This is a genomic window from Alkanindiges hydrocarboniclasticus (assembly GCF_001982605.1).
GTDB lineage: Bacteria > Pseudomonadota > Gammaproteobacteria > Pseudomonadales > Moraxellaceae > Alkanindiges > Alkanindiges hydrocarboniclasticus.
The window spans coordinates 1-11,001 of sequence record NZ_MLCN01000052.1; the positions used below are offsets into that span (position 1 = coordinate 1).

11 protein-coding genes are annotated in these 11,001 nt (G+C 43.5%); 6 read left to right on the forward strand and 5 right to left on the reverse strand.

Features of this window, described 5'->3' with window-relative positions; all coding sequences use genetic code 11:
- Positions 1-763: 763 nt before the first annotated feature.
- The gene (locus BKE30_RS14445) at positions 764-1,192 is read right to left on the reverse strand and encodes a hypothetical protein (RefSeq protein ID WP_076879271.1); all 429 of its coding nucleotides are present in this window, start codon (positions 1,190-1,192) and stop codon (positions 764-766) included.
- Between the two features lie 420 nt (positions 1,193-1,612).
- On the opposite strand from BKE30_RS14445, the gene BKE30_RS14450 reads away from it, so the two are divergent.
- From BKE30_RS14450 to BKE30_RS14460, 4 genes are all read left to right on the forward strand, one after another.
- Positions 1,613-2,563, forward strand: a complete 951-nt coding sequence (locus BKE30_RS14450; protein ID WP_083698604.1) for an SDR family NAD(P)-dependent oxidoreductase — start codon at positions 1,613-1,615, stop codon at positions 2,561-2,563.
- 184 nt (positions 2,564-2,747) lie between these two features.
- Complete coding sequence (locus BKE30_RS14455) at positions 2,748-3,689, forward strand: GGDEF domain-containing protein (protein WP_076879272.1); 942 nt, start codon at positions 2,748-2,750, stop codon at positions 3,687-3,689.
- Between the two features lie 350 nt (positions 3,690-4,039).
- Entirely contained in the window at positions 4,040-4,210 is a 171-nt protein-coding gene (locus BKE30_RS16090) for a hypothetical protein (protein ID WP_158073201.1), read from the forward strand.
- A gap of 484 nt (positions 4,211-4,694) precedes the next feature.
- Positions 4,695-5,108, forward strand: coding sequence for a hypothetical protein (locus BKE30_RS14460; protein ID WP_158073202.1), 414 nt, complete (start codon positions 4,695-4,697; stop codon positions 5,106-5,108).
- Positions 5,109-5,244: 136 nt separating this feature from the next.
- On the opposite strand, the gene BKE30_RS14465 is transcribed toward BKE30_RS14460, so the two are convergent.
- Both BKE30_RS14465 and BKE30_RS14470 read right to left on the reverse strand, forming a co-directional pair.
- Entirely contained in the window at positions 5,245-5,826 is a 582-nt protein-coding gene (locus BKE30_RS14465; protein ID WP_076879274.1) for a TetR/AcrR family transcriptional regulator, read from the reverse strand.
- Positions 5,827-5,918: 92 nt separating this feature from the next.
- Positions 5,919-6,467 carry a cysteine hydrolase family protein gene (locus BKE30_RS14470; protein ID WP_076879275.1) on the reverse strand — a complete coding sequence of 183 codons (549 nt, stop codon included), beginning with the start codon at positions 6,465-6,467 and terminating at the stop codon, positions 5,919-5,921.
- A gap of 98 nt (positions 6,468-6,565) precedes the next feature.
- Between BKE30_RS14470 and BKE30_RS14475 the strand changes: the two genes are divergently transcribed.
- Positions 6,566-7,516 carry a GlxA family transcriptional regulator gene (locus BKE30_RS14475; protein WP_076879276.1) on the forward strand — a complete coding sequence of 317 codons (951 nt, stop codon included), beginning with the start codon at positions 6,566-6,568 and terminating at the stop codon, positions 7,514-7,516.
- A 65-nt stretch (positions 7,517-7,581) separates the two neighbouring features.
- On the opposite strand, the gene BKE30_RS14480 is transcribed toward BKE30_RS14475, so the two are convergent.
- Complete coding sequence (locus BKE30_RS14480) at positions 7,582-8,607, reverse strand: helix-turn-helix domain-containing protein (protein WP_076879277.1); 1,026 nt, start codon at positions 8,605-8,607, stop codon at positions 7,582-7,584.
- 252 nt (positions 8,608-8,859) lie between these two features.
- On the opposite strand from BKE30_RS14480, the gene BKE30_RS14485 reads away from it, so the two are divergent.
- Entirely contained in the window at positions 8,860-9,714 is an 855-nt protein-coding gene (locus BKE30_RS14485) for a metal-dependent hydrolase (RefSeq protein WP_076879278.1), read from the forward strand.
- Positions 9,715-9,821: 107 nt separating this feature from the next.
- Here the strand turns inward: BKE30_RS14485 and BKE30_RS14490 are convergent, their stop codons facing one another.
- Complete coding sequence (locus BKE30_RS14490) at positions 9,822-10,907, reverse strand: hypothetical protein (RefSeq protein WP_143253785.1); 1,086 nt, start codon at positions 10,905-10,907, stop codon at positions 9,822-9,824.
- Positions 10,908-11,001: the final 94 nt, after the last annotated feature.

The window sequence follows — 11,001 nt, forward strand, 5'->3', positions numbered from 1 at the left end:
AATTATGATTATTTAAGATAGGTCTGCTGTTTATTTATAAAATTGGTTGCATTTTACCAATCATTACTACAGAGAAGTATTAACAGATTGATTTTTTGGTATCGTAGCTTTGTATTTGATAGCTTTTCTAAAAGATTTTTGCAGAATAAATATTAATCTTTTTAATGAAGGTATGAATAACTCAATGAAATTCAAAAATAAATTAGAGCATCTTTTTTTATAATGCTATTTAATTACGTTACAGTACAATTTATAACTCAGCACTCTTACTGACTTGCTTTTCCCTAGTTGTTGTTAATATTGACCTACATTTGTGGTACTTAAATTTAGGCAGAAATATTTTTGAAGTTACTGTTACTTCTAAAATTAGAAATTTTTTAAAATAATAAAACCAATCAATATTACAAGAATTAAAAGCGTACAGGTAAAAAAGATCATTGCCCAGCTCTTTTCATCACCAAAGCTACAATGCGAGCATTCTGTGGTGCTGGACGGCAATACAGTATGGCAATCTTTGCATTTTTTAAACGCTTGGGTCATTTTTTAAACCTACTGATAATTCAATGATTCACAGATTAGCACTAGTATAAATTATGGCAAAAATGAATTTATTTTTCAGTTTTATACATAACTTATTACTATAATAGACAGGACGGTATGTCCTTATTTATAAATAGTGCTACTTTATTATTTTCAAATACTCATAAAAATAAACTGGTTAATAACGTTGTATCTTTTAGCTTAATACTGATATTAAATTTTATTAACTCAAAGATTGTGCTTGCTCATATAACCGTGTAGTAACAGGCAGATGATCTATACAGTTAATGACTTTAAAATGGGCAAGTTCTGCCGGATTTTTTTGAATTAAACTGGCCAATTGTTCAATTTCATTTTGTGCCGCTTGCAACTGTTGCTGCATCTGTAATAGACGCATTTCATTGTTAATGAGCAGGTCACTTTCCTGCAAGCTGGCAATATCACTTTCCAGCTTTTTAATCAGTTCCTCAGTCTGGAAAAAATTATCAGCTAATCCGCGAGAAGCTGCATGCTGACGGTTTTGTACTGAAGCAGCATTGATCACTTCGGTCATGCGGGCCAGTTGTTCATCGGTAATATATTCAGATTTCAGGTTGGCAATATCCTGCTGCAGGGCATCTAGTCTGGCTTGTTTGGCGTTGCGGTCAGTCATTAGGTATTAATATATTTTAAAAAACTTAAAGCTTTTATAGAAAATTATACGGTAAAGAAAAAGTCATATTGTTGGGTTTTTCTGTTAGTGATAAAAAATTTAAGCCAGTGCTTAATAGCTGAATTCAAAGCCTTAACCTTAAACAGATGACTCTGATATAGCACTACTACTCTTAAACGTGTGGCCTTAAAACGCCTGCATTTAAAAACTCTTAGCTTAAATTCCCGCTTTTTGCCTGATTTGTATCAGCCAATTTGGTGCAGATTACAGCCCATGTTCATTAACAGCAGCCTATTAACACCGCATATATAACATTACATGAACAGCACGTAGCTTTACCGCACTATTGCAAAATAGGGACATTTTTTGATCATGGGCTATTTATGATGGGTTTAAAAACAGGAAGTCAGGAGATTGATCATGCCTTTAGAAAGCCTAGTGGGTAGCCCGGAAAATGAAATAAGTGCCGATGTTTCAGATTCAGATTTTGTGGATCATGGCTCGCTTGTGGTGGTGCTTACCGGAGCTTCCAGTGGCATAGGCAAGGCTACAGCCCTGCAACTGGCCAAATATGGCACGGCACTGGTACTGGCCTCACGCCGTACCGGACTGCTTGAAAGCGTGGCAAAGGAATGCGGGAATGCCATTGCAGTAACTACTGATGTCAGCAAGCCACAGGATGTTGAGCAACTGGCACAAGCAGCCATTGCACAGTTTGGTAAAATTGATGTGTGGATTAACAATGCCGGTATTGGTGCAGCCGGGCGGTTTGAGGAAGTGCCGCTGGAAGATCACCTGCGGGTGATTGAAACATCACTTCAGGGTGTGATTATTGGCAGCCACGTTGCCCTAAACCAGTTTAAACAGCAGGGCTATGGCACACTAATCAATGTAGGCTCTGCGGCTGGCAAAGTACCTATGCCCTATTTTGCATCGTATATTACGGCCAAATTTGGTGTGGTGGGCCTTGGTGAAGCGCTTTATCAGGAACTTAAAACCGAGAAAATTAAGGATATTCATGTATGTACAGTTAACCCTTGGGTAACTGATACGCCATGGTTTGAACATGCCGCCAATTATACGGGTCATGTGATTCGTATGCCCCTGCCAGATGATCCGCTTAATGTGGCCAAAGCCATTATTGAACTGATTGATAATCCGCGCGAAGAAGCCCATGTCGGGTTGACCAAGGCAGAAATACTGTCCCATCAACTAATGCCACAACTAACTGAAAGCCTGACGGCGCTTATGACCAGTAGCCGGATCGGTGAAGGGCCGGTGGTATCACCTTCCTCAGGTAGCCTGCATCAACCCATGTCTAACACCAGTAGCATTACAGGCCAGCAGCGCCAACCACAACCGGATGAGTAAGCATTTGCCTAAACAACAAAGTCCTTCTTTGGCAATACGGTCTAGCAAGACAGTATTGCCTTAATTTCTTGCACTTCAATAATAAAACTCAAACGAATTTGTCTAGTTAATCAAGATGTTCTCTTTTAGGCTAAAAGACAATCACTTTTGCACCAGCATTGGGCAATGCAAAAAGGAATTTAGTATGAATGTACAAGCCTATGCCAGTTTTGAAGAAGCGGGCCGTGCTGTCCTGAAGTTTTTACATGAACGTTTTGGCTTCACGTTATGGGCAATTACCCGCGTTGAAAGCAACAACCTGATTTTGTTGCAGGCCGAAGATCACGGCTATGGCCTTAAGCCGGGACAGATTATGAGCTGGGCCAACTCCTTATGCTCGCTTATGGTTTCTGGCAAAGGCCCACGCATTGCCCCAAAAACCGATGACGTGGCGATTTATGCCCAAGCGCCCATTACCAAACGGGTGCCCATCAAGGCTTATGTAGGCCAGCCCATTGTATGGGAAAATGGAGAACTGTTTGGCACTTTGTGCGCCCTTGACCCTGCTCCCCAGCCGGATGACATTAAGCAGGACGAAACCCTGCTGACCTTGCTGGGTAGCCTGCTAAGCCATATTCTGCAAAATGAACTCAAGCAGCAGGAACAATCCCGTAAACTCGAGCGTTTTAAGGCCGAAGCTTTAACCGATGAGCTAACCCAGCTTTATAACCGGCGTGGCTGGGAGCAACTGTTACAGGCCGAAGAAGAACGCAGTCGCCGCTATGGGCATTCATCGGCCATTTATATGGTGGATCTGGATGGCCTTAAGGAAGTGAATGACACTTATGGCCATCAGGCGGGTGATCAATTAATCCAGCGGGCAGCACAGGCTTTACGACACTCTGTACGTACAGAAGATGTGGTAGCACGACTGGGTGGCGATGAATTTGCCATTTTAACCATTGAAACCAGTGAAGCCGAAGCTGAAAGCTTGCTGACCCGTATTCAGCAGGCCTTACAAAATGCACAGGTTGACGCATCCATCGGGTTTGCCTTGCGCCTTCCGGCGACGGGTTTAAGAGAAGCCTTCCGTCTTGCTGATCAGCACATGTATGCGCACAAACGCAGCAAGCAAAAGGAAAGATGAGAGTTTTGTTATCCCTGCTACGTAAACCAAGCTAATGTATTCACGATGCTACACAACCCCGCCATTTAATTAATAAACGTAACGTTTGACTGCCAAGCAGAATAATTCATAACCGTTTTCGCACTTATGCTTACAGCAAGCCGTCCTATAGTGTCTATCAACCCGTCATTTAAACCATGGGTCTAAAAATGTGATTATTTAAAGTTGGTTTTCAGAAACTGTCTTATCAGCATGATTTCTGACCCACCTTTTAAATCATCAACCCCAGTAAATCGCTGCTGTGCTGCACACCTGACTGCCCGGCTAACTGCGTACTGTTCCAGTGGGATTGCTCTGGAAGGATAAATAACATGATGAAGCCCCTGACACTTAAATGTTTTAAATGTGGCCAGTGCGCTGTGAACAGTACCCTGTGCAAGGATTGCCTGTCGATTAGCTATAAAACCCTTGGCTTGCGCTTATTAAAGGTCAATAGTTTTTTATTATTATCAGTAGCAACGGTTTTACTGTTACTACGCTAAATTTTTTTAGCAAACAACCAAAATAATGCTTTATTTCCTATAATCTATTTTCATAAGAATGGGCATAACGTGACTAGCGAGCAAGCTTCTTGTGCCATTTAACCTGATATTCATTTAATCAATGGCTAAGCCACATACTGGATTATGGCTTAAACGTATTCATGCATAAAAATCATAACCCTGCTTTTTAGCGTTAATAGTTCATTCAGGCACAATGCTTTCATTAAATGAAATTTCTAAAAACAATCAGGATGGCAGGCACTAAAAAATAAGCGGATTCCAGCAAGGGGTTGATGTTAAAACAATTGGCTTTAAAACCACTAAATCTTTGGACTATAATATTTTCTCTAATGATAAAAAGTATTCCCAAAGAACATTTTTATCTGACACAAAATAGCTTGAATCCATTTGGAAGCAACAAATGCAGAATATAAAATTTTTAATCCTGATTCTGTTGGTTTCGCCCTTCACTCATGCGCAGGTAATGAAATGCATCGATGCCAAGGGAAACATTACTTATTCCGGTGGCGGCTGTAGCTCAGCCCATCAATCGGCCACTGTGATCAGTAGCGTGCCTAAACACAGCTATCAAACTGGTGATGGCTATGGTAGCGAGCGATATTACAGTCAAGGTAACTATGCCAATCGTGATGAGCCTGAAGAAGGCTATCGCTACACAGCCCGTGATGATTCAAAAAGCTATAGAACCAATTATGAGAAAGCCAGAAAATATGCAGCTGACCGCCAGCATGCCAAGCAATATGAAGATGAAATTCGTCTGGCCAATGAAAACCGGATGAGAAACATGAACAGGACTCAAGCCTACACACCAGGCTCAGGCTCATCATCACATCGTAGGGCCTGCCGCTTTATTGGGGATCAGCTGCTGTGTAGCTAATTGCGGGATTAACAAGCAACCTGTATCACAAATTTTAGTGGTTGGCCTGATGGGTTTGGCAAGCCATTGCATGCGCTAGCTATAGGCCAATTAGCCGTATCGGCAATGCAGCACATCTGACTGGCAATCTACCTATTTAAGCCGAAAGGCTGATTTTTTGCTGAATTAAACAGTGCTCAAACAACTGCCATAGGTCATGGTCCACGCCACCCGAGCTTATCAAATCATGCTTTGCATTGCATAACATGCCATCCAGCAGGTTCACCAATAAACTGGCCAAGGTATCAGGTTGCCTGATCTGGAGTTGCAATAACTGAGCCTTGATCAGCTTAAATTGCCAGGTTTTATGCTGATCAATAATTGCAAAAACTTCACTGTCCTGCTGTAGAAACGTGCTGGCTGCCTTATGGAACAGGTCGCCATTAAAACCTTCAGAATGAATCAGGGCATGATGCCAATTATAAATGGCTTTTAGTTTTTCCAGTGGCTCATGGGTTTGGCAACGAGCCAGCTTTTCATGTATTGCGGCCTGAATTTGCAGGCTTTCTTCCCTTAAACACGCTTCAATCAACTGTATTTTTGAAGGGAAATTTTTATAAAAAGTCATCTTGGCAATTTTAGACTCTGCAATGATTCTATCTACCCCTACATTGCTAAAGCCTTCCTGATGAAACAGAAATAATGCAGTTTCTAACACATGTCTTTTTTTTATCGTCATACCGGATTCAAATAAACTAGGAATAATTCAATACACCAAAAAAGCGCCACTTCACTGGTAGCGCTTTTCACATATCACCGCTTGCTGATGCACTATGCATGCAGGTAATGGCTGGTTGTGGTGATTTCTGCATAGGCAAAACCCAGTGCAGCCATCAATACAGCATGTACCTGTGCTGCTGGCACTGCCATCCCATTGAATTCCACATCCATCGTTGTACAGGCATCTTCTACCACCGTACAGGTCAGGCCCAGATCCGAGGCGGCCCGGGTGGTTGCATCAATACATATATGACTCATGGCACCAATAATGATAACTTCCTTAATATCCTGATCCTGCAAAACTTCCAGCAGCCGGGTCTTTAAAAAGGAGTTGGGATGATTTTTGGTGATTACCACTTCATCATTAGCTGGTGCGACGCTTTCAATAATGTTTACGCCATCAGTAGCCGGTACAAAAAATGGCGTTTCCAGACGAACATCTTCATGGCGTATATGAATGACCGGAATCTGCTTGCTTCTGGCATCGTCAATCACACGTTTGGCATTTTGTAGCGCACGGTCAATATTAACCAGTGGTAGCTTACCGCTGGCGAGATATTCATTTTGTAAATCCACAACTAAAACAGCTTTGTTATTCATACTTAACACTTTTTAATCTGAGCAATAGCATAAGCTTGACAAAGATACCCAAAAAGAGGAATAGTCATTAATGACAAATTTATGGTGGATAACGACACATGGATAAAGTGATAGAAATTGCGCTGGTGTTATACCCCGCAGTCCACTTGCCCTCGGTATGGAGCCTAACCGATTTATTCAAGCATGCCAGCGCATTTGCGCAGCAGAAAAACTATCCAGAACTGAGGGTTACTCACTGGAAAGAAGATAATGGCATTATGATCAAGACTTTTGATACACATGCCGATAGCGTTAATACCATCAATGTGGCGATTATTCCGCCCAGCTTTGAACCCCCGATTTCTGCAAAAGATGCGCAAGTATATTCAACATGGCTTACCCAGTTACATGAAAATGGCGTGATTCTCTGTGCGATATGTTCGGGAATTTTTACCCTGTTGCAAACAGGGCTTCTTACCGGCAGAACGGTGACCACGCACTGGAGTAATAACGCAGCCATAAAGGAACGATGTCAAAATGTGATACTGGATTTTAATAAACTGCTGATTGATGACAATGACATTATTACCTCAGCTGGTGGTTTATCGTGGATGGATATGGGATTAAAGCTGGTGGAACGACTTTATAATGTCACAGTGATGATTGAATTTGCCAAGTACATGCTGATTGATCCGCCGGCACGCGAACAATCCTATTACTGGGCTTTTTCACCAAAATTTGATCATGGCGACGTCAGTATGATTAAGGTTCAGCACTGGCTGCAAAATAATTATGAAAAAAAAATTACCCTCAATTTGCTGGCCGAACAGATTGCGCTGGAAAAAAGAACCCTGCTCAGGAGATTTAAAAAAGCAACTGACATGACAATTATTGAATATTGCCAGAATTTAAGAATCCAGAAAGCCCAGATGCTTTTGGAAACCACCAGCCTGAGTTTTGAAACCATTGCCTGGCAGGTTGGCTATCAGGACAGCTCATCGTTTAACAAGATTTTTACCAAAACCATTGGATTAACCTCTACAGAATATCGCAAGCGCTTTAAAAACTGATTGCGCTGACTGATGCGATAAATCAGTAGCAAAAAATTATTATTAAACTGTATGGAGTTATATCTTCAAGCCTTTAAATAGGCGCGGTATCCAGATGGTGTTGTACCAGTCCATTTTTTAAAGGCCCGGGTAAAATTGGCCATATCGCCATAGCCCAGACGGTGCGCCACATCAGCAATACTAAACCGGGGGTTATCCAGCAATTTCAGGGCGTTTCGTTGTCTGCTTTGTTCCATCAGTCTGGCATAACCGGTGTTTTCAGCCGATAACCGCCGCCGCAAGGTTCGTGGTGACATATTGAGCTGTTCTGCCATTTCGTTTAATGTCGGATAGCCGTGCTCAGTACACAGCAGTTTTTCCATAACCTTTTGTGCCATTTTGTCCTGAAGATTAAGAGCCGTTAATTCTTCTTCACAACGCTCCAGTGCGGTTTGCAAGCCGGTAGCGCTGGCAAGGCTTAAGTCCTGATCCAGCAAGGCAGCCGGAAAGCGGATTTGTGTGGCTGGCCTATCAAAACAAATAGACGGGATTTTTTCCCGCAGCAGGGTGCTGTATGCAGGCTCCGGTCCTGACAGCCAGACTTCAATGGAGTCCATGGCTGCCGGAACCAGCGCAACACAGCCCCGGTACAAACTGGCCAGTGTGGATTCAAACAACACCTGCCGGAAAGGTTGCGGCACGGGTACGGCAAGTGTTAGCGTCAGGACACATTGATGGTTATGCAAACTGATACTTAAGTCAAAGCCCCGGGCAATCAGCCGCCAGTACTGGCTACAGATATTCAGGGCATCCCGTGCCGTATTACTGGATAACATGGCCTGCCCGATGCTGCCATATGCTGTAATCGGCAGGCGCCACCCTACCTCAAAACCTGTGCCCTGATTGCCGGTTAGCAGCAGGATTTCAGCCAGCAGTTGACTAAATTTTCTGACCAGAATACTTGTTGAAGCTGTGAGCTTGCCATCGCCCATACCGCAGCGATGCATCATTTGCTGAATCGGCAAGCCCTTTTCCCTTGCGTACTCAATCCATGCCATCGGGTAATACACGGCAATTAATGTGTTGTCCCAGCTTTGCACCTTGGTGGTCATATGGCCTTCATCTGCATGGTTAAATCCCGGTTCATTACCATCATATTGGCCATAAATGACAAATACAACGGCCTTTTTGGACCTCTCCAGTATGGCAAAACCCTGCTAAATTAATATTAACCACGCTTTAAGCCACTAAGCTGTCAACGCATCTACATCAGGTTATGGCAATTCAAGCCCCGTTTTAAGCGGCTCTAGGATTGTTAATGTCAAGCCAAGACATCCGATCTCTTTGACCTTCAGGAATAACTCATGACCACTTTTGCTCCCTCTAAACGCGTACCGCTGGCCATTAGCCAAAGAATTCAGGTGCGTCAAATGGATAACCCTATTCCTGCGAATGTGCCTAAATTCTGGTTTAACAATAACCCTGTGCTTACCGCCATGCTGGCTGCGTTTTCAGTGGGTTTTCCGGCAGGCGAGCGCTTTTTTATGGACAGTGTGCGACATTTTCAGACTGCAATTACCGACCCGGTACTGCAAGATGAAATCCGCGGTTTTATTGGTCAGGAAGCCCAGCATACCAAACAGCATGTGCTGTTTAACCAGTTTCTGGATGAGCGTGGCTATCCTGCCACTTTTTATGCTGAAACCGCCAGAAAAGTGCTGACTAAACTACAGGCCCGGTCAACCCCCGCGGCCAATCTGGCACGTACTGCGGCACTGGAGCACTTTACTGCTATTCTGGCTGACGCCATGCTTGGTCATCCGGAAGTCATGGATCAGATTCATCCCAGCATTGCCAAATTATGGGTCTGGCATGCGATTGAAGAAGTGGAACATCGTAATGTTGCCTTTGATGTCTATAAGCAGGTGGTTGACGATGAAGCCTTGCGTCTACGGGAAATGATGCTTATTACAGTCGGGTTTATTACCACCATTTCGTTGAGAACAGTAATGATGCAAGTCACCACTGGCGCTGGGTTTCAGCCTAAGGCCTTCAAGGAAGCGTTAAATACGCTCTGGGGTAAGCCGGGGATTTTCCGTAAGGCCATTCCGCAATACTTTGCTTATTACCGCAAGGACTTTCACCCTTCCCAGCATGACAACAGCCATAAGGTAGAAGCTGCCAAAAAACGCTGGCTGGCTGAATATGAACCGCATTAAAACCGCAGAATAAACTGGCCTGTATGCTTAGCTGGCCAAGCCCTAAAACATGCATTGGCCAAGATGCAATTAAACTAACGTTTTACCTGACTAAACGTTTTGCCTGACTAAATCGGTGATTTATCCATGTAGTTCTCAGGCTCATCCACTGTGCGCATCCACTTTATAGAAACACTGTGCCAGCGTGGATCAGCCGTGTGCAACAGCTTAAAAACACCCGGTAAATGCTTTGCACCATAAGTAATGTAAATCTTATCCCGCGGTTCTGCCAGTAGCTGCTCAGCCAGCTTTCCATTGCGAAAATCAAGGATGACCTTATCTAGCTGGCTATCCGATTGCGCCTCATCAGCGTGACGCAGGGTCATCGTCATCACTCCCCGGCACACAATGCCGGCAAGCTCACGCTGTCTTACACTTCCCTTTTTTAAAAAGGTAATAAAATGGCTTACCTCTGGCGGACTGGTTACAGCTTCCTGCTCCTGCTGTCGCATGGCTTGTGCAAATTCCACATCGGTGCTCATTAACCGGTCATATTCATTTTTAAGCTCAAGGGTACTGACATCAGCCACCACATGTGATTGTGGGTGTTGCCGGACATCCTGCGCCAGCAAGCCAAAATAATCATTTTGAAACTGAAGACCGCACACATCTCCCAGCAAACGATAGGTGGTTGTCAAATCAGTACCGCCAGTCACTGTCCTGTTTAGCCACGTATCGGCTTCGGGTGTTGAGGGCCTTACCCCTTCGTAATACAGCACATACCCTTTAGATAATGCATCTTCCAAATCATATACCACCGATTTATAAAACCGCTCGATGCCCACATGCTGCATGCCCTGAAACACAATAGTCTTGTCGCCATTGGTCAAGGTAACTTGCGGCACCAGCGCAGGATGCATCTGGGTAACACCTGCCAGATAATAGACCGGAGCTGCCACAACAAATGATAATAGGAACAACAATGCCAGTGACCATGTAATCCATTGAAAGCGGTAGCGTGCTGGTTTTTTAAAAAAATACCGGGCAATACCTGTGGCCAGCAGCGCCAGTAATAGCGATAAGATAATAAGACCAAACAGCAGCCAACCTGATGCACCCAGAATAATCGGCAGGGACAGTAAAAAACCAATACATGCAATAAACCATAGAATTGTTGTAAGGCGGTTTTTCAGCGTATATTTTTTAATTGGCATCTGGCCATCCATATTATTCCCCACAATAATTGCTGATTAGAATATCAATCATATTTTTAAATTCAAAAGCCTACAGAATAAACCAGCTTTTTAC

What these genes read in the sequence shown, in the direction of transcription:
- BKE30_RS14470 (WP_076879275.1), bottom strand. Translation starts at nt 6,467, where the DNA reads ATGAATAACAAAGCTGTTTTAGTTGTGGATTTACAAAATGAATATCTC.
- BKE30_RS14475 (WP_076879276.1), top strand. Translation starts at nt 6,566, where the DNA reads ATGGATAAAGTGATAGAAATTGCGCTGGTGTTATACCCCGCAGTCCAC.
- BKE30_RS14480 (WP_076879277.1), bottom strand. Translation starts at nt 8,607, where the DNA reads ATGACCACCAAGGTGCAAAGCTGGGACAACACATTAATTGCCGTGTAT.
- BKE30_RS14455 (WP_076879272.1), top strand. Translation starts at nt 2,748, where the DNA reads ATGAATGTACAAGCCTATGCCAGTTTTGAAGAAGCGGGCCGTGCTGTC.
- BKE30_RS14490 (WP_143253785.1), bottom strand. Translation starts at nt 10,907, where the DNA reads ATGCCAATTAAAAAATATACGCTGAAAAACCGCCTTACAACAATTCTA.
- BKE30_RS14465 (WP_076879274.1), bottom strand. Translation starts at nt 5,826, where the DNA reads ATGACGATAAAAAAAAGACATGTGTTAGAAACTGCATTATTTCTGTTT.
- BKE30_RS14460 (WP_158073202.1), top strand. Translation starts at nt 4,695, where the DNA reads ATGAAATGCATCGATGCCAAGGGAAACATTACTTATTCCGGTGGCGGC.
- BKE30_RS14485 (WP_076879278.1), top strand. Translation starts at nt 8,860, where the DNA reads ATGACCACTTTTGCTCCCTCTAAACGCGTACCGCTGGCCATTAGCCAA.
- BKE30_RS16090 (WP_158073201.1), top strand. Translation starts at nt 4,040, where the DNA reads ATGATGAAGCCCCTGACACTTAAATGTTTTAAATGTGGCCAGTGCGCT.
- BKE30_RS14450 (WP_083698604.1), top strand. Translation starts at nt 1,613, where the DNA reads ATGCCTTTAGAAAGCCTAGTGGGTAGCCCGGAAAATGAAATAAGTGCC.
- BKE30_RS14445 (WP_076879271.1), bottom strand. Translation starts at nt 1,192, where the DNA reads ATGACTGACCGCAACGCCAAACAAGCCAGACTAGATGCCCTGCAGCAG.